Origin of the sequence: Microbacterium pygmaeum, from assembly GCF_900100885.1 — a bacterium.
GTDB classification, from domain to species: domain Bacteria; phylum Actinomycetota; class Actinomycetes; order Actinomycetales; family Microbacteriaceae; genus Microbacterium; species Microbacterium pygmaeum.
Genome location: NZ_LT629692.1, coordinates 748,632 through 766,959, shown reverse-complemented (window position 1 = coordinate 766,959; position 18,328 = coordinate 748,632). Strand labels below are relative to the sequence as shown.

The following is an 18,328-nucleotide window of genomic DNA, read 5'->3' as shown; positions in this document are numbered from 1 at the left end:
CTCAACCCTCCAGAATGCGACGACGAGCGTCGCGCTGTATTTCGATGACCCGGTCCTCCCAGTCGCCGACCGGCACGTCGTCGACCAGACCGTGGCTCTGCAGATACTCGAATGCGTCGGCAAGACCGTCGTGCAGCGAGACGACCGGCCGGAACTCGGGCACGTCACGCTGCAGCTTTTCGGCGCTGTACAGCAGGTTCTTCGCGAAGACGCCGGGCACCATCATGAAGCGCTGCGGGTCGAGCTGGTACAGCGTTTCGGCCGATACGTCGATCTGCTCGACCTCGCGCCCGAGCACGTCCATGGCGACGCCGTGGATGTCGGACCACTCCATCGGCTGCGGATTGACCAGGAAGTACGTCTGACCGATCGTGCTGTCGCGCTCGAGCACTCCGACGAAGCCGAGTGCAGCGTCGTCGACGTGCAGCAGGTGATGAAGCGCCGTCCCCTCCCCGACGCGGAGGATCGGACGACCCTCGCGGATGCGGCGGATCCATCGCGTGTCGATGCCGACCTGGCGCACGACGCGTTTGCGGCCGTACGTGGTCGAGGGCTTGACGATCGTCGCGGGGAACCCGCGATCGAGGTAGGCGGCCTGATACATGCGATCGAGGGCGACCTTGTCGACGGCGTACGGCACGGGCGGGCGGAGCGGATGGTCCTCGGTGATCGGGAGCCAGTCGGCGGTCTGGCCGACGGTCGTCACCGTCGACGTCTGCACGAAGTGGCCGACGTCGCGGAAGGCGTCCAGACTCGCGGCGCCGTGTGCGGGGGTGAACCCGATGAAGTCGATCGCCGCGTCGAAGCGCTCCCGCTGCACAGTCGGCACGAACCAGTCGAGGTCGTTCCGGTCTCCCGACAGATGACGCACGCCGTAGGGCAGCGCTCCGGACGAGCCGCGCGTGATGCACGTCACGTCGTGGCCGCGCTCCTGCAGGAGTTTGACGACACTCGTGGAGATGTTGCCCGTGCCCCCGACGATCCCGACCTTCACGTACGACCCTCGACGATGGGCCGCAGCACCTTCTGCACGTACCACCCGCTGACCATCGCACTCTCGGCGGGGCGCGGACTCTGGTCGGACTCGACGACGATCCATCCGGAGTAGTCCGACTCCGCGACGGCCCGCGCGAACGCTTCGAAATCGATGAGTCCGCCTTCGTCGGTGGGCTCGAAGAACCACCGTTCGATCCGTCGTTCGCCGCCTTCGGTGCGGACGAACTGCTCGGCGTGCGGATTCACCGCCTCAGCGTCGTCGACGGTGTCGCGCGCGTTCTTGAGCTGGATGTGACGCACGCGGTCCGCATGCCGCTGGAACAGCTCCACGGGATCGATGCCGGCGATTGCGAGCTCAGCGGTGTCGAGCGCGAGTCCGACGAACGCGGGGTCCGTCGCCGCCAGCAGTCGATCGATGCCGTCGCCGAGACGCAGCGCCGAGAGGAAGTCGACGTGCAGCGCGAGCTTCACGTCATGCTCCGCGACGCGACGGCCCACCTCGTTCCACAGGCGGGCGAGCGTGCCGATCTGCTGGTCGCTCAGCTCGCCTGTCTGCCACGCCGACCCGACCGGCCGCACGACGAGCGAATCGCCGCCGAGGCGGTGCACCGCGTCCGCGAACCAGAGCGCTGTGGCGGCGATCGGCTCGCGGGAGTCAGGGTCGAGGGGATCGGGCCCGCGACCCATCTCCACGTCGAAGCCGACGAACGGGTCGTACACATAACTGCTCACGGCTTCCAGCGCGCAGTCGGCCAGGAACGCGCGCAGTCCGTCGAGCGACCCGTACAGTCTGGCGATCTCTTCGGGGCTGCCGAACGGCTCCCACGGACCGAAGCTCACGGCTGTCAGCTCGACGCCGCTGAATCCGCTGATAGAGATCGTCTTGAACGCCCGCTCGTGGTCGCGCTTGCGCACGAACGCATCGATGTTCGTGTCCCACTGGTTCAGGGCGTAGCCCCATCGGATGCCGGTCACTTCGCGCCCTCCGCGTAGATGCCGTCGAGCACGTTCTTCGCGTACCAGCGCGAGATCGCCGTGCTCTCGGAGTAGTCGCCGCCGATCTTGTCGGCCTTGTCGTGCTCCACGCTGATCCACCCCGAGTAGCCGTGGTCCCGCACCGAGCGCATCATCGACTCGAAGTCGACGAGGCCCTCTGCGGTTCCCATCTCGTAGAACCACTTCTCGGTCGTCACCGCCGACAGTTCGGCATCCGGCCAGAGTCGGTAGTCCTCGTTCGTGTCCTTCGTGCGGGTGTCTTTGAAGTGGAAGCCCGTCACGCGATCGTGGTGCGCCTCGTACACGTCCACCGGGTCGACGTCGGCGATGCAGTGCTGCGCGGTGTCGACGAAGAACTTGACGAACTCGGGGTCGGCGTAGTCGTAGAACGTGTCTATCTGCGCGCGCGTGCGGATGCCGCCGTAGAACTCGTGGTGGCAGGTGAGGTTGACGCCGTACTCCTGCGTGATCTGGCCGACCTTGCCCCAGACCTCCGCCGCGTGCTTGAGGCCGTCGTCGCTGACGCCCACTTCGTCGAAGTACCGCGAACCGGGCATGACGATGATGTTGTCGAGCTGGATGCCGGACCACCGGTCCATCGTGATCTTGAAGTCCTCGAGGATCGTGTCGTGCGTGGCGGGCACCTCAGGCGCGTACCGCTCAGGGGTGTAGTACACCCCGTGGAACGTGTTCACGATCCGTTCCAGACCCTGCTCCTGAACGAACTCCTGGTAGTTCGCGACCGACCCGTACTGCTCGAGGATCTGCCAGAACCGGAAGTCGAACGTGTCGATCGCGTCGAAGCCCACCGCGGCGACCTGCCGCAGGAACCGGGTCATCGCAAGGCGGGACTGCCACTGGTCGATGGGGCCGGCCGGACCCTGGCTGCGCCAGTGGTCCATGTAGCTCCACTTCACTTTCGGCACGTCGAACGTCGGTGTCGTCATGGTCACTTCTGCTTTCGTGGGAGGATCACGGCCCCGATGGGGGCGGTGTTACTTCGTGGAGAAGGCGGCGTCGAACGCGGCGGCCGGGGGGGTGATCTCGGCGAGCTTGCGGACGAACGCGAGGGCTTCGGGCGCGCCGATCAAGCGGTCCATGCCGGCGTCCTCCCACTCCACCGACGTGGGGCCGGTGTAGCCGATCGCGTTGAGCGCGCGGAACAGCGGCTCCCACCGCACCTGGCCGTGCCCTGTGGAGACGAAGGTCCACCCGCGGCGCGGGTCGGCCCAGGGCCGGTGCGAGCCGAGGACCCCGTTGCGTCCGTCGAGGTTGGTGATGGATTCCTTCACGTGCACGTGGAAGATGTGCTCGGCGAAGTCGAGCACGAAGGCGACGTAGTCCAACTGCTGCCACACGAAGTGCGACGGGTCGAAGTTGAACCCGAAGCTCTTGCGGTGCCCGATCGCCTCGAGCGTGTCCTTCGCGCTCCAGTAGTCGTACGCGATCTCAGACGGATGCACCTCGAGGGCGAACCGCACGCCGACCTCTTCGAATACGTCGAGGATCGGGTTCCAGCGGTCGGCGAAGTCCTGATACCCGCGGGCGATGAACTCGTCCGAGGCGGGCGGGAACATCGCGACGGCCTTCCAGATCGAGGAGCCGGTGAAGCCGACGACCGTCGTCACGCCGAGCTTCGCGGCGAACCGCGCCGTGTTCTTCATGTCCTCCGCGGCACGCTGACGCACCCCCTCCGGGTCACCATCGCCCCACACCCGGTCGGAGAGGATGTCACGATGCCGCTCGTCGATCGGGTCATCGCACACCGCCTGACCCGTCAGATGATTCGAGATCGTGTAGACCTGCAGCCCGTTGCGCTCGAGGATGTCCAGCCGGGACTGCACGTACTCCGCATCATCCCAGCGGGACACATCGAGGTGATCACCCCAGCACGCGATCTCCAGACCGTCGTAGCCCCATTCCCCCGCAAGACGCGCCACCTCCTCGAACGGCAGATCGGCCCACTGACCGGTGAACAAAGTGATCGGACGCGTCATCGCGCTCTCCTTCGGGATGGGTGTTCAGACGGATGCCGGGACGCCCGCGGCGATGCGGACCCAGGCGGAATCGTGCTCGCTCGAGCGCTCGACGGCATCGAGCACGCGCTGCACCGAGAGGCCCTCGGCGAACGAGGGATGAGGGTCGGTGCCCTCGGCGATCGCCGTGACGAGGTCTACGACCTGGTGGCTGAAGCCGTGCTCGTAGCCGAGCATGTGACCGGCGGGCCACCACGCACCGAGGTAGGGATGCTGCGCCTCGGTGACCAGGATCTTCGTGAATCCCTGGCGGCCGTCGGGGGCGGTCCGGTCGTAGAACTGCAGGCTGTTGAGGTCTTCGAGATCGAACGCCAGCGCGCCCTCGTCGCCGGACACCTCGATCGTGAGGGCGTTCTTGCGCCCTGTCGCGAACCGCGTGGCCTCGAACGAGACGAGCGCCCCGTTCGACAGGCGCCCGGTGAAGAGCGCAAGGTCGTCGACGGTGACCTCCCCGAAGCCTTCGGCTGCGGTTCCGGACAGGCCTGAGCCCGAGCCGAGCAGCGGACGCTCCTTCACGATCGTCGCGATCGTGCCCGCCACCGCCTCGACGGTCTGGCCGGTCACGAACTGCGTCATGTCGATGATGTGCGCGCCGATGTCGCCGAGCGCGCCGGAGCCGGCGTGCTCCTTCTGCAGGCGCCAGGCCAACGGCACACCGGTGTCGACCAGCCAGTCCTGCCGATACGCCGCACGCACCTGCTGCACGGTGCCGACGACGCCGTCGGCGATCAGATCGCGCAGGAAGGTCACGGCGGGCACGCGACGATAGGTGAAGCCCACCATCGAGCGGATGCCCCGCGCTGACGCAGCCGCCGCAGCATCCGCCATGGCCTCCGCCTCGGCGACGGTGTTCGCGAGCGGCTTCTCGACCAGCACATGCTTGCCTGCCTCGAGAGCGGCGATCGCGATCTCGGCGTGCGAGTCACCGGGAGTGACGATGTCGACGATGTCGATGTCGTCGCGCGCGATCACCTCGCGCCAATCGGTCGCCGACTCGGCCCAGCCCCACTTCTCGGCGGCCTCGGCCACGGCGTCGCCGTTGCGACCCACGATGACCGCCATCTCGACGGAGGCGGGCAGATCGAACATCCGCGGCGCCTGGCGCCACCCTACCGAGTGGGTGGCGCCCATGAAGCCGTAGCCGATCATGGCGACGCGGAGCGGCCTGCTCATGCGAGCACGACCTCGCGCTCCACCGGTACACGGTTGGTGACGTACCGGCCGGGGCCACCGTCGACGCCGGGCATGATCTGCATGTACAGCAGGCGCATCGTCAGCACGACCTCGACGGTGAGCTTCTCACCGGCCGCGGGTGCGTGGTCGAGGGGAATCACGACCTCGGGCTTGTCGGCGACGAACCAGAGGGTCTCGGACTGCTCGGGCAGCTCCTCGATGCGGTAGCTGGTGTCGTTCAGCACGAAGCGCAGCTCGTCCTTCGGCACCTCGATGCCGTTGACGGATGCCGCGACATCGTCGACCGCCGACAGCCAGAGGCTGCGGTACCAGGGAAGCTGCACCGAGACGGCGATGCCGTCGTCGGTGCGGCGGACGTCCTTCTCGGAGAAGAGGGAATTGTGGGTTGCCATGATCGATCCCTACTTGAAGGTGTCGGCGAAGGTGTCGTGCGCGACCGGCGGCGCCGGCTCGAGCTTCTGCACCGTCGTGGGGCTGTACGGGTGGTTCGTGCTGGGCACGGGTTCATCGGCGGGCGGCATGAAGACAGGTTTGCCGTCGTCGCCGAAGTACATGAGGTCGAGGTCGAACGCGCCCTGGTTCTTCAGCCCGAAGCTGATCCAGTTCTCCTCGAACGGAGCGCGCGCCAGCTCGTAGCAGCGGAACTTCCAGAACCTCCACTCGCCGTCCTGCTTGAGGAAGTCGATCGCGTACTTGCACCAGACCCAGTGCGCCCAGACCTTCTTGCCGAGCACCTCGTCGGGCGAGTACATGTCGGGGAAGGCCTCGGCCACCTTGGGATCGGTCAGCCCGGACTCGGTGCCGGCCATGAGCCAGACTCCCTTGGCCGTCTTGCCGTCGGCGGCCACCTCGATGACCGGGGTCGTCGTGGCGTGCAGGATGAGCTTGCCCTCGGGGCTCGGGCGATCGCGGTGGTAGCGGGTCACGCTCTCCCATGTCGTGTACTGGCCCGCGTTGGTGTACCTGGCCCGGATGCCCGGCGTGCCCTCGGCGACCCAGAGCGGAATGATCTGCTCGTCCTGGAACGCGTTGTGCAGGTACATGTAGCGGTTGAAGAGGTTCTCCACCTGGCCGCGGTCCTCGGCGCGCTGCGCGAGCGCGCGCACGGCGACGACCTCTTCACGCAGCGCGGCCAGCTCTGCGTGGAGCTCGGTGACGGATGCCGCTGCGATCGTGTCAGACACTCGCGCTCTCCTTCGCGGCAGCGGCCTTCTCCTGCACGGTGTCCTCGATGGCCTTGCGCATGAGCACGTGCTGCTTCTTCACCAGATCGATCGGGTCGGACTCGCCGAGGTCGGAGAAGGCGTGGCCCTCCCACTCGCTGGAGAGGTAGCCCTGGTACCCGCCGTCGACGAACTGCTTCACGATGCGCGGGATGTCCATCGCCGGCTCTTCGCCGTCGGCGCCGATGTCGTAGAACTTGGCGTGCACGTGGAAGATCTGCGGCATGATGTCCAGCCACTCCTCCGGCGGCACCAGACCGTGCATGTTGAACGCGAGGCGCGTGAACGGGCCGAAGCGCAGGAAGTCGACGCCTTCACCGGTCAGGTAGTCCTCGAACTTCTGGTTGCGCACGTACATCGGGGTCGGCTCGTGCCAGATCTCGTCCATGACGGGGAAGTGCTTCTCGTCCATGCCCATCTGACCGAGCGTGCGCAGCAGGGTCGGCGACAGGCTGTGCATCGTCGAGGAGAAGTCGGCCGTGAAACCGAGCCGATCGGACTGCAGCTCGTCGTACATCTCGCGCATCTGCAGCACCTGCGGGTCATTGGGACCGGACGGTGCGTGGATCTCGTAGCCGAGCTTCTGGTCGTACTTCTCGGCCAACGGCAGCAGGCTGCGCAGCAGCTCTTTGCCGTGCGAGCGGATGACCACCTTCTTGAAGCCGAGCGTATGCGCCGTCTTGAGCTGCCGCGCGAGGAAGTCGTGCTCCTCGTCGGGCGTCATGTCGCGATTCTTACGACGCCCCATGTCGAGGTTGGTTCCCACCGCGCTCGCCTCGAGGCCGTACTTCTCCAGCGAGTTGAACCACAGCTTGACGAAGTCATCATCGACGTCGGGGTAGGTGCGCAGCAGCTGGGCGATGTTGAACTCGACGCCCGGGCCGATGCCCTCTTCGGCCACCGCGGCGATCAGGGTCTCGGGCGTGTACAGCCCGGCCGCGAACTCGCTGGTCATCGAGTAGAGGGTGGTGCCCAGCTTGATGCCGGTGCCTGCGATTCCGTCGTTGTCGGTCATGCTCCTGCTCCTTCGGTGGTGGGCAGCCACGCGCCGAGCTGCGCCCGGGCCTCTGCCAGATCTGTGATCATGCGTGAGCCGGCGTCTGCGGCGGCGGAGCGCTGCACGGCCTGTTCGGCACGGATGATGTCGAACGGCGACTCCCAGTTGTTCCAGTGCCAGCCCTCGTACTCGCTGGAGATGGCGCCGTTGTAGCCGTTCTCGACCAGCAGACGGACGAGATCGCGGACGGGAACCGAGGGCTCCTCGCCGTGCTCGTCGATGCCGAAGAACTTGCCGTGCACGTGCTTGATCCACGGCACGATCGCGAGCCAGTCGTCCACCCGCGCCGGGCCGAACAGGCCAGTGCCGTTGATGCCCATGTCGATGCCGAGGTCGGGACGCCCGTTCTGCGCAGCGAGGCCGATGAACGAGCCGAAGCGCTGTCCGTGCTCGGTCTGATCTGCCGGTGGCCCCTGCTCGTAGTACGTGTTCCAGAGGTCGACGACCTTGCCCAGCAGCTCATCCGACGCGCCACGGCGACGGTAGGACTCGATGAGCGACGGTGCGAACCCGGACACGGTGGCCCCCCAGTCCATCGTGAACCCGAGGAAGGGCGAGCCGACCTTCTCGAACCGATCGCGCAGCGCCAGGATCCGCGGGTGCGAGGCGTACTGGTCGGCGTGCACCTCGAGCGCGAGGGTCACGCCATGCGCTTCGGCGATGGGTGCAAGGGCCTCCATCGAGTCGGGCTCGATCGAGATCTGCACGCGTGCGATCGGGAAGCCCAGCGTCGCTGCCGCCTTGATCTGCCGCGTCATGTACGCGATCAGCTCGTCCTGGTTCAGCAGGCGGTCGCGGTGGATGCCGATGTCGGCATTCACGGCGAGCGAGGTCGTCGTGAGCCCGACCTCCTCGACGAGATCGCGGAACCAGCCCGCATACGCGTCGTCGATCTCCGGGAAGCCCCGGAAGCTCGAGAAGCCGATGACCTCCAGGCCAGGCCCGAAGCCCTCGGCGGCCGTCTTGCGGATCAGGCCTTCGAGGTCGTACTCACGGCCGTGGAATGCGCGCGTGAAGCTGTAGAGCGTGACGCCCTGGATCGGAGTGCCGAGCGTACCGGTCATGCCGCCACCGCCTTCATGGTCTTGGTGTTCGTCTCGTCGATGTGCAGCGTCTCGGTGTCGGAGATGATGATGTACGGGATGTACAGGGTCAGCCCGACGGTGACCTCGTGCTCTGCACCAGGGTCGACCGCAAGGTCGCCGGAGAGCACTGCCGAGTCGGTGGGGAACCACCACTCGTCGGTGTTGGTGCGCAGCTCGTCGAAGCCGAACTCGCGGCCGTTCATCTGCCAGCGCAGCGACTCCGCCGGCGCCTCGACGCCGTCGATGCTCAACGTCGCGCCCGCGATGCACGATCCGGGGAGTGCGCGGTACCAGGGAAGACGCACTTCGACCGCGGTGCGGGCACCGTGGGTCGTGAGCGTTCCCTGCTCGATGATGCGGTCGGGGATCACGCGAACCTCCAGCTTTCGAGCCGACACGGTCGGCCGGACATCTTTGTCATTGTTTCTACACTCTAATGTCTGAATCAGACAGAAGCAAGTTCGATCGCGATGGATCGAGCTCCGCGCACCGCGAGGGCGACGTTCGTGAGGGTCGGGTTGCACGCCGTCGACGTGGGGATCACTCCGTTGCCGGCGACGTACAGACCGGGGACCGACCACACGCGGCTGTCGGGATCGCACACGCTCTCCCCGTCGTCGGTCAGCCCCATCCGGGTCGATCCCTGATAGTGCAGCGAGGCACCGAGGGGCATGGTGAACGGGCGCGGGTCGAGCGGCTCGCCCACGGCGGCGCCGAGGCGCACGATCTCCGTGCGGGCCCGATCCATCACCGCGCGGTCGTGGTCGGTCAGCCGGTAGTGGATGCGCATCGCCGGTAGGCCGTACGGGTCACGCTCCTCGTCATCGAAGGCCACGCGGTCCTCTCGCTGGAGGTCCTTCGCGCAGAAGAATCCGAGCCCCACGATCTCGCCCGGTTTGGCCGGATCGTCTTCGGCGAGCGCGACGGGTGAGGCGTCCAGCTGCATGACCTGGCCGTGGAAGGGCACATCATCCGTGAACGGCACCCAACTGACGCCGCTGTACTCGGAGAGCGTGCCGTCGGCGGGCACGTCGGTCTCGAGGTCGGGCACGTCGCGGAGACGGGCGGCGAAGACGATCTGCGCCTGGTCGTTGAGATACCGCCCGAGGGCGTCGGGACGGATGCCGGAGGCCCACAGCAGCTGCGGGGTCCGCAGCGCATCGGCCGCCACGACGACGAAGCGCGCACGCACGTCGTGCGTCTCACCGCTACGCAGGTCGCGCACCTCGACGCCGACCGCACGGCCGCTCTCGACCAGCACCCGCGTGACCAACGACTCGTCGTGCAAAGCGAAGTTGGGGTTCGCTCGGGTGACATCCCCGAGCACGACATCCGAGCCGGACCACTCGAGACGCCCGTCGTCACGACGGTGCACGGCCAGCGGCATCCGCTGCACCCGCGTCGCGGCGACGCGACCCTCGTCCACTGCCGCGGCGAGGCGCTCGCGGACCAGATCGCCGAACGGCGATCCGTCGAACGCGTCGGTGGTCACGCCGAGCAGCCGGTCGCCCTCGTCGAGCAGCTCGTCGAGGTCGTCGATGAAGTCGATGCGCTCGCTGCCGCCGGGTCGCGGGCAGGCCGCCGTCCAGTGCGCACCCATGCCTCCGACGTTGCTCGACATCGCGGCCGCGGGCAGGCCGTCCTCCCCCTCCGCCTGGTATCCGTCCTCGAGGAGGAAGGTGCCCGGCCTGGCTCGGCGCTGCGCGGTCTTGACGATGCCGCCCACCCGCTCGCCGCCCTCGCTCGCGTGCGGGCCCTCGGAGCGCATCTGCGCCCGCGCGCGTTCGTCGGCGTCGGCGATGTTCTTCACGTGCGCCCCGGGCGGGTCAGAGACCGTGGGGCCGACCTCGAACATCGCGATCGAGGCATCCGGCGCTCGTTCGCTCAGGATGCGGGCGTACGCCGCACCGGCCGGCCCGCTGCCGACGATGGCGACGTCGACCGATGCCGGGTAGACGCGCTCGCTCATGCGTCGGCCGCGAGCTTCTGGATGAGCTTCACCGACTCGGACGACTCGGTGGTCGGGTAGTACTCGAGGCCGATCGGTCCGTCGTAGCCCGACGAGCGCAGCGTCGCGAGGGTCGCGGGCCAGTCCAGCGACCCGGTGCCCGGCTCTCCGCGGCCATCCGTGTCGGCGAGCTGCACGTACTTCACGATCGATCCGGCGTTCGCGAGCTCTGCGGACATGTCCTCGCCCTCGACGGCCGAGTGGTAGATGTCGTAGAGCACCCCGAAGAACGGCGAATCCACGCCGCGCGCGACGTAGACGCCCTCGGCGGTGCGGTCCAGCAGAGAGCCGGGGTGGTCGACGCGCACGTTGACCGGCTCGAGCACCAGAGTGATGCCCGACCCCTCGATCTGGGCGATCGCCTTCTGGTAGATCTCGACCAGCTTGTCCAGCTGCACCTGGCGCTTCCAGCCCCCGAAGCCGGTACCGCTGCCGACCACCATGCGGGGTGTGCCGAGGAAGTGCGCGATCTCGACGCCCTCATCGAGCTTGCGGAAGAACTCCGAGTGATCCCACGGGGGGATCATGAACTGCGTTCGCGGCTCGGACAACTGTGCCGTCATCTGCGTGCCGGTCTCCTCGAGCGCGGCCTTGAGTGCGGGAAGATCCTTCGGTGTCGAGGGGGCATCGACTCCGGTCGGCCCCCACATCTCGACCGCGGTGAATCCGGCCGCCGCGGCCGCGCGCACGCGGTCGTGGTAGTCGCCGGCCTCGGTGAAGAGGAGTTCGATATTGGGTGAGAGCTGGTACATGGTGACTGCTTCCTGAGGAGGAGGGGAACGGAGTACGTCTCCTTCAGGCGACATCGCTTCGACGAATGAGCAATGCCGCCGGAATAGATCGAGTGGATAGGATGTCTGGCACACCCGACGCCGCATGAAGGATCACATCGCCGTGGCCGATCAACCGCTTCTGTCCCGCCTCGACCTGAATTTGCTGGTCGCGCTGGATGCCCTGCTCACCGAGCGGAGCGTCACGCGTGCCGCCGAGCGTCTGCACCTGAGCCAGCCCGCGCTGAGCGCGTCGCTGGCGAGGCTTCGCAACCACTTCAACGACCCGATCCTTGCCCGGCGCGGCAATGCATACGAGCTGACGCCGCTGGCGCTGCGGCTCTCGGAGCACACCACCATCGCATTGGACGCCGCGCGCAGAGTGTTCGAGAGTCAGGCGATCTGGACGCCGCACGACTCCACGCGCGAGTTCGCGATCTACGGCTCGGACTACGGCTTCGCCACCATCGGCGCCGCGGTATCGCGGGCCGCGGCGCGCACCGCCCCGGGCGTGCGCTTCCGCTTCATGCTGCACAACACGCCCATCGTGGACGACGCGGCCAACAGCCTGCGGTCCGTGGATGCCATGGTCATCCCGCACGGCTATCTCACCGACATCCCGTATGAGGATCTGTGGCGGGATCGCTGGGTCATCGTGGCCGACGAGGACAACGAGCTCGTCGCCGACGGGCTCACCATGGAACTCCTCGCGCAGAGCTCGTGGGTGTTCACCTACCGGTCGCGCTCGGCGTTCACCTCGGCGGGGCGACAATTGCAGATGCTCGGGCTTGAGCCGATCGTCGACGTGGTCGTGGAGAGCTTCCTCGCGCTCGGGCATTTCATCACCGGCACGAGCCGGCTCGGGCTCGTGCAGGCCGCGCTCGCCCCGGAGGTCGCCCGCATCGGGGGCCTTCGTATTCTCGAGCCACCCTTCGACGCCACGCCGACGGCCAACGCGCTGTGGTGGCATCCGGTCCATGACCGTGATCCCGAGCACGCGTGGATGCGTTCGATCTTCATCGAGGCGGCGCGTGAGGTGCAGTCGGCGGTTGCCGCAGGCGATCGCTTCGTCGAGCCAATCGATGCTGCGCAGGCGCCGCTCAGCCCTTGAGTCCACCGGCGAACCCCTGGATGAACTGCTTCTGCGCGAACATGTAGAACGCCAGGATCGGGACCATCGAGATGATCACGACGGCGAAGATCTTGTTCCAGGCCGACACGAGTCCGCCGACGTAGGTGTACATCGCGACCGGCAGCGTCTGGGTCGTCGACCCGCCGAGGAAGATCAGCGAGTTGAAGAAGTCGTTCCAGACGATCAACCCCGCCAGGATCGCGACGGTGCCGGTGGCCGGTGCCATGAGCGGGAGCACCACGCGGAAGAACGCCTGGGTGGGGGTGGCGCCGTCGATCACGGCGGCCTCTTCGTACTCGGTCGACAGCCCCCGGAAGAAGCTCGCGTAGAGGAAGACCGACAGCGGCAGCAGGATCCCGATCCACAACAGGATCATGCCGATGGCGTTCCCGGTCAGGCCGAGGCTGCGCGCTCCGATGTACAGCGGAACGGTGCCCAGCTGCGCCGGGAGGATGATCGCGATCAGCACGAGGTAGAAGGTGATCGTGGTCCAGCGCCGGGTGCGGCGGGCGATGACATACGCGGCAGCAGACCCCAGGACAACGAGGCCGAGGATCGCACCGCCGGTGATGATCACGCTGTTGAGGATGCTCATCGGGATGCTGTTGCGCCCCGTCGTCGTCAGGACCTCGACGAACGCACTGAAGTCGAGCGAGCTCGGGGGCGCGACGGCACTGGTGGTCAGCGTCTCCTGGTCGGTCTTCAACGAGGTGACGATGAGGATGTAGAACGGCAGCAGGCCGAGCAGGGTGATGACCCAGATGAGGATTTCGCGGACCGCGGTGAGCTTCGTGTAGCGGAACATGGGTCAGGCCTTTCCGGCGTCGCGGTCGCGCGTGGCGAACTGCTGAAGGATGGCGAAGGCCAGGATGATGACGGTCAGCACGAGCGCGAGCGCTGAACCGAACCCGAACTGGCCGAGCGAGAACGCCTGCTTGTAGACCTCGGTGGCCAGCGTCTCGGTCGCGCCGGCAGGGCCGCCGCCTGTCAGGGCGAGGATCTGGTCGAAGATGCGCAGACCCTGGATGATGCCGAGCGTGGTCGCGATGGCGATGGACGGGCGGATGGCAGGTACGGTGACGTTCCAGAACCGGCCCCAGATGCCCGCGCCGTCCAGCGCAGCGGCCTCTTCGACCTCGATCGGCACCGACGCGAGGCCGGCCAGATAGATGACCATGGTGAAGCCGGTCTGCTGCCAGACGACCGTGAGCAGGATCGCCCAGATCGACCAGGTCGGGTCGGCCAGCCACACCTTCTGGAATTCCTCGAGCCCCAGCGCACCCAGCAGGCCGTTCAGGGGACCGTTGAACTGGAAGATGAACTTCCAGACGTAGGCGACGGCCAGGGGGCTGAGCACGACAGGCATGAACAGCAGGGTCCGCAGGATGTAGCGCGACTTCAGCGTGCGGTTGATGGCCAACGCGAACAGGAGTCCGATCACGTTGGTGAGGATCACGGACCCGAACGCCAGGAAGAGGGTGTTCCAGACCGCCCCGAGCAGCTGCGGGTCGTTGAAGATGCGCTGGAAGTTCTCCAGGCCGATGAACTCCCAGTCGCCGAGGCCGGTCCAGTTCGTGAAGGCGAAGAACCCACCGGTGAGCGTCGCGGCGTAGTGCACGCCGATCACGAGCACGACGGCCGGCAGCGCCCACCACCAGTGCCCGTAGCTGATCAGCGGCTTGCGCGCCCGATTGCGCGGGGGCGGCGTGCGCCGAGCCTTGGGCGGCACAGTCAGCGTGCGAGTGGTGTTCTCGTCGATCGTCACTGTCATCTGCTCTCTGACCTCGTCGTCACGGCGCCCGGTCTGGTGTGGTGGAGCGCCCGCAACCAGCATCACACGCTTGCGTCGAAATCACACATTAGTAGTAGCGATATGCGGTATAAGCCGGGTTCGAGGGCTCGGTGACCGCCGCGCCCCCGCCGAGAACCGACCGGTCGACGTCGCCGATGCGCGCGGCGCCGGTGATGGCCATCACCTCGGCGAGCTCGGCCTGCAGGATCTGCAGAACGCGCTCCACGCCGGCTGCTCCTGCGGCGGCGAGCCCCCAGAGCGTCGGGCGGCCGATGAGCACACTCCGCGCGCCGAGGGCGAGGGCGCGCAGCACGTCCGCACCGGTCCGGATGCCGCTGTCGGCGTAGACCTCGATGTCCGACCCGACCGCGGCGACGATGCCGGGCAGCGCGTGAGCAACCGGTTGCGAGGCGCGAAGCCCCTGTCCCGCATGGTTGGACACGATGACGGCGGCGGCACCGTGATCGCGCGCGAGGACGGCATCCTCGGGGCGGATGACGCCCTTGAGGATCAGCGGGAGATCGGAGAGCCCACGCACCCATTCGAGATCGGCCCAGGTGATGCCGGGGTTGGGGAAGGTGGCGCCGAACGGCTTGTCACGGTAGTCGCGCACCGCGTACATCATGTGCTCCTCTTCACCCCACCGTTCGAAGAGCGCGCCCATCGCGTCCCTCATGGGCCGCGGAAACGACGGCATGACCGGGAGGTCGACCGTCAGGCACAGCGCCGACGCACCGGAGGCGACGGCCCGTGCGACGACATCGCGCACGACGTCGCGGTCCCGCACGAAGTACAGCTGCTGCCAGTAGAAGCCGGCCGCGACGTCGCCCACCTGCTCCGGCGTGCGAGAACCGTTCATGCTCAGCGTCGTGATCGTGCCGGCGGCCATCGCGCCACGGGCGGTCGCGATCTCACCCTCCGGATCCACGAAGCTCGATCCGACGAACGGCGCGGTGATGATCGGCATCGAGATGCGTGAGCCGAGGATGCTCACAGATGTGTCGATGTCGTGGACGTCGACGAGTGCGCGGGGCCGCAGATGCATCGCGTTCCACGCGCTGATGTCATCCCGCAGGGTCTTGTCCATCCCCCGGTTGTTCACGAAGTCCCGGTACGCCTCTGGCATCACGTGCTCCGCCGCCTCGCGGACCTCTTCGATGTCCAGCAGTTCCGCGGCATCCGTCATCAATGGTGTCGACATGTTCACTGTTCCTCTCGGTCGAGATCGGCGAGGTCGAAGACGATGGTCGTCGTTCCCGAACCGACTGCGAGCGATCGTTCGGTCGGCGAGCCGACAGCACGATCGTTGATGCGGACGTTTCGCACGGCGTCCGGAATGCGAATCGTGCTGGTCGTGTTGGGAGGCACCTGCACAGACAGTTCCACGCGGCCGTGCTCGGATCTGGTCCACCGCGATGCGAGCCATCCGTAGGGCGTCTCGATGCTGGCCGCCGCGGAGGTCAGGAGACCGGTCACATCGGGCTCGACCAGAGACTCGCGGTATGCGGGCCCTTCCAGCTGCAGGCCGGCGACCCGACGGTAGAGCCAGTCGTCGACGCAGCCGAACGCGTAGTGGTTGAACGAAAGGTCGGTGACAGTGCCGTCCGGCGCGATCGCCTCCCAGCCCTCCCAGATCGTCGTCGCGCCCTGCGCCACTTCGTAGAGCCATGACGGTGCCGTGTCCTGGAACAGCAGTGTGCGGGCGAGCTCGCGCTGCCCGTTGTCCCAGAGTGCATCCAAGAGGAACGCGACCGAGAGGAACCCGGTGTCGAGGTGGTCGCCCGCGTCGTGGATGAGCTGGACGAGGTTGTCCACGACGAGCGTCCGCAGCCGGTCGGGCACGAAGCCGCAGGCGAGTGCGATCACGTAGGAGCCCTGCAGGTCGCCGGGGATGCGCCCGCTCTCGTCGATGTACTCGACCGCGAACGCTTCCCGCGCGCCCCGCGCACGCGCGGCGTATCGCTCGGCATCCTCGGAGTGCCCGAGGATGCCGGCGACTTCTGCCATCACGTCCATGAGACGACCGTGATAGATGGATCCGAACACCTCGCCGGTGCGCCGCGGCGCGTTCATCTGCGATCCCTCCGGTCCCCGAAGGGTGCTGGGGGCGAGCCAGTCGCCGAAGTTGGGCTCGTTGTTCCAGAGCAGGCTCTGCCGATGGCGTTCGGCGGGAGTGAGATCGCTGCCGACCAGCCGCGGGGGCAGCCCCGAGGTCGCGCTGTCGATCTGGTATTGCGCCCATGCGACCATGGCCGGGTAGTTCTCCTCGATCACGCGACGATCGGCGAAGTGCTCGAACAGCACTAGCGGCGCGATTGCGACGGCATCTCCCCAGCCGGCGGAAGAGGCCAGCAGCATCATCGGGTCGTCGTACGAGGGCGGCGGCCCCTGCATGAGGTAGTCCAGTTGCGGCGGGTTGGGTGAGATGTTCATGATGCGGCCGTCCGGAAGCTGGTCGTCGCGCACGATCCTCAGCCAGCGCGACAGGAACGGGCCGACCGACATGTTGGTCGCCGCGGTCGGCGCGAACACCTGCAGATCTCCCGTCCAGCCGTAGCGCTCGCGTTGCGGGCAGTCGGTGGGGATGGAGAGGAAGTTGCCTCGTTGACTCCAGCGCACGTTGGCGTGCAGACGGTTCAGCCGCTCGTCGGAGCACGCGAACTCGCCGATGACGGGAAGATCGGATGCGGTGACGACCGCCACGAAGTCTTCAGCGGACGCGTCGGCGCCGAACCCGGTCAAGCGCGCGAAGCGGAACCCATGGAAGGTGAACAGCGGCTCCCACGTCTCGCCGGCGGGATCTCCCGCCAGCGTGTATACGTCGGTCTGGTCTTTGTTGGGGCCGACGATGTTGTTGAAGTAGTTCCCGTGCTGGTCGAGCACCTCGGAGTGCTCGAGCCGCACGGTCTGGCCACGATCGCCTCGCACCCGGAAGCGCACGCGGCCGGCGATGACCTGTCCGAAGTCCACGACGTTCTCGCCCGCAGGGGTCCGGATGATCTCGATCGCGGGCACTTCCAGCACACGCCGCACAGGCTCCCCGACGAACGGCACGAGCGACTGCTCGAGCTCGACCTCGACGACAGGGGTCCAGGTCGAGTCGTCGAAACCCGCCCGACTCCAGCCATCCCAGTCGATGCGTGCGTCGTAGCCCTCGCCGACCGCGAGGTCGGCGTACCGGATCGGTCCATCTGTGGACGACCGCGCCGAGTCGTCCGAGACGATCGTCCGGGTGGATCCGTCGGCGAACGCGAGCTCCAGCTGCCAGATCGCTTTCAGCGTGTCACCGTAGTTGCGGCTGGCCCCGAGGATGCCGACGCGCCCGGCGTACCAGCCGTCCGAGAGCACGACGCCCAGCACGTTCTGCCCGGCGGAGAGCCGGTCGGTCACGTCGTAGGCTTGGAACGACAGGTGCACGTGGTAGCTCTCCACTCCCGGGGCGAAGAGCTCGTCCGAGACCGGCGTACCGTTGATCTCCGCCTGGTAGATCCCGTGGGCGGTGGCGTACAGGCGCGCTCGGATCGGCGCTTCATCGAGGTGGAACGGCTGCCGGAGGTACGGGGCGGGCAGCAGGCGATCCTCGGGCGGCGTGTCGATGTGGAGACTGAAGAGCTCCTGGAAGTTCGCCGCACCGTCCTTGCGCACGGGGGTCTGCTCGGGGACGACCCAGCGCGCGTGCCAGTCCTCGGGATGCAGGAGGGTCGTCTCGAAGGTCGACTCGGCCCAGTCCGTCGGCTCGGCGGACGTGTTCGTCCAGCAGCGTACCCGCCAGCGGTAGGTCGTCGCCGACCGCGCTTCGAAGCCGGCCAGCTCGACCAGGACAGACTCGCGCGATTCGACGCGGCCGGTCCGCAGCGCGGTGCCGGGCTCGTCCGCGCGCTCGACCTCGAGCTCGTAGGCGGTCTGGATCACGTCGGTATCGGTCGTCTGGGTGATCTGCCACGAGAAGCGCGGACGCGCGGTCCACAGGCCTCCTGGTCGATCGAGCTGCTCGACGAGGAGGTGGCCGAGTTTCGTCACGGGAACTCCGATGTCAGGG

Annotated in this window: 17 protein-coding genes; 1 reads left to right on the top strand and 16 read right to left on the bottom strand. The window is 67.3% G+C overall.

Annotated elements, in window-relative coordinates:
* Position 1: 1 nt before the first annotated feature.
* Genes BLT19_RS03570 through BLT19_RS03515 form a run of 12 tightly spaced genes read right to left on the bottom strand, consistent with a single transcriptional unit; the run spans position 2 to position 11,347 of the window.
* On the bottom strand, positions 2-994 hold the full coding sequence (locus BLT19_RS03570; protein ID WP_157681744.1) for an NAD-dependent epimerase/dehydratase family protein: 993 nt from the start codon (positions 992-994) through the stop codon (positions 2-4).
* Positions 991-1,971 (bottom strand): sugar phosphate isomerase/epimerase family protein, encoded by a 981-nt coding sequence (locus BLT19_RS03565; protein WP_091486458.1) that lies wholly within the window; start codon positions 1,969-1,971, stop codon positions 991-993. Before BLT19_RS03565 ends, BLT19_RS03570 begins: the two co-directional genes overlap by 4 nt.
* The gene (locus BLT19_RS03560; RefSeq protein WP_091493226.1) at positions 1,968-2,939 is read right to left on the bottom strand and encodes a sugar phosphate isomerase/epimerase family protein; all 972 of its coding nucleotides are present in this window, start codon (positions 2,937-2,939) and stop codon (positions 1,968-1,970) included. The genes BLT19_RS03565 and BLT19_RS03560 overlap by 4 nt, the downstream gene beginning before the upstream one ends.
* 48 nt (positions 2,940-2,987) lie before the next feature.
* The gene (locus BLT19_RS03555) at positions 2,988-3,989 is read right to left on the bottom strand and encodes a sugar phosphate isomerase/epimerase family protein (protein WP_091486453.1); all 1,002 of its coding nucleotides are present in this window, start codon (positions 3,987-3,989) and stop codon (positions 2,988-2,990) included.
* 24 nt (positions 3,990-4,013) lie between these two features.
* Positions 4,014-5,201, bottom strand: coding sequence for a Gfo/Idh/MocA family protein (locus BLT19_RS03550; protein WP_231917776.1), 1,188 nt, complete (start codon positions 5,199-5,201; stop codon positions 4,014-4,016).
* The gene (locus BLT19_RS03545; protein ID WP_091486448.1) at positions 5,198-5,614 is read right to left on the bottom strand and encodes a C-glycoside deglycosidase beta subunit domain-containing protein; all 417 of its coding nucleotides are present in this window, start codon (positions 5,612-5,614) and stop codon (positions 5,198-5,200) included. Before BLT19_RS03545 ends, BLT19_RS03550 begins: the two co-directional genes overlap by 4 nt.
* A 9-nt stretch (positions 5,615-5,623) precedes the next feature.
* Positions 5,624-6,406 carry a nuclear transport factor 2 family protein gene (locus BLT19_RS03540; RefSeq protein WP_091486444.1) on the bottom strand — a complete coding sequence of 261 codons (783 nt, stop codon included), beginning with the start codon at positions 6,404-6,406 and terminating at the stop codon, positions 5,624-5,626.
* Entirely contained in the window at positions 6,399-7,460 is a 1,062-nt protein-coding gene (locus BLT19_RS03535) for a sugar phosphate isomerase/epimerase family protein (protein WP_091486440.1), read from the bottom strand. Before BLT19_RS03535 ends, BLT19_RS03540 begins: the two co-directional genes overlap by 8 nt.
* Positions 7,457-8,566 carry a sugar phosphate isomerase/epimerase family protein gene (locus BLT19_RS03530; protein ID WP_091486435.1) on the bottom strand — a complete coding sequence of 370 codons (1,110 nt, stop codon included), beginning with the start codon at positions 8,564-8,566 and terminating at the stop codon, positions 7,457-7,459. Before BLT19_RS03530 ends, BLT19_RS03535 begins: the two co-directional genes overlap by 4 nt.
* Positions 8,563-8,985 carry a C-glycoside deglycosidase beta subunit domain-containing protein gene (locus BLT19_RS03525; RefSeq protein ID WP_331710702.1) on the bottom strand — a complete coding sequence of 141 codons (423 nt, stop codon included), beginning with the start codon at positions 8,983-8,985 and terminating at the stop codon, positions 8,563-8,565. Before BLT19_RS03525 ends, BLT19_RS03530 begins: the two co-directional genes overlap by 4 nt.
* A 47-nt stretch (positions 8,986-9,032) precedes the next feature.
* Complete coding sequence (locus BLT19_RS03520) at positions 9,033-10,556, bottom strand: GMC oxidoreductase (protein WP_091486426.1); 1,524 nt, start codon at positions 10,554-10,556, stop codon at positions 9,033-9,035.
* A complete protein-coding gene (locus BLT19_RS03515; protein WP_091486422.1) occupies positions 10,553-11,347 on the bottom strand; it encodes a sugar phosphate isomerase/epimerase family protein in 795 nt (264 codons plus the stop codon). Before BLT19_RS03515 ends, BLT19_RS03520 begins: the two co-directional genes overlap by 4 nt.
* A gap of 124 nt (positions 11,348-11,471) precedes the next feature.
* Between BLT19_RS03515 and BLT19_RS03510 the strand changes: the two genes are divergently transcribed.
* Positions 11,472-12,476, top strand: coding sequence for a LysR family transcriptional regulator (locus BLT19_RS03510; RefSeq protein ID WP_407939811.1), 1,005 nt, complete (start codon positions 11,472-11,474; stop codon positions 12,474-12,476).
* Here BLT19_RS03510 and BLT19_RS03505 read toward each other — a convergent pair.
* From BLT19_RS03505 to BLT19_RS03490, 4 genes are all read right to left on the bottom strand, one after another.
* A complete protein-coding gene (locus BLT19_RS03505; protein ID WP_091486418.1) occupies positions 12,466-13,302 on the bottom strand; it encodes a carbohydrate ABC transporter permease in 837 nt (278 codons plus the stop codon). The genes BLT19_RS03510 and BLT19_RS03505 overlap by 11 nt on opposite strands.
* A gap of 3 nt (positions 13,303-13,305) precedes the next feature.
* On the bottom strand, positions 13,306-14,268 hold the full coding sequence (locus tag BLT19_RS03500) for a carbohydrate ABC transporter permease (RefSeq protein WP_091486415.1): 963 nt from the start codon (positions 14,266-14,268) through the stop codon (positions 13,306-13,308).
* Positions 14,269-14,356: 88 nt separating this feature from the next.
* Positions 14,357-15,490 (bottom strand): alpha-hydroxy acid oxidase, encoded by a 1,134-nt coding sequence (locus BLT19_RS03495; protein ID WP_157681743.1) that lies wholly within the window; start codon positions 15,488-15,490, stop codon positions 14,357-14,359.
* A gap of 2 nt (positions 15,491-15,492) precedes the next feature.
* Positions 15,493-18,309, bottom strand: a complete 2,817-nt coding sequence (locus tag BLT19_RS03490) for an alpha-L-rhamnosidase (RefSeq protein WP_091486409.1) — start codon at positions 18,307-18,309, stop codon at positions 15,493-15,495.
* Between the last annotated feature and the right edge of the window lie 19 nt (positions 18,310-18,328).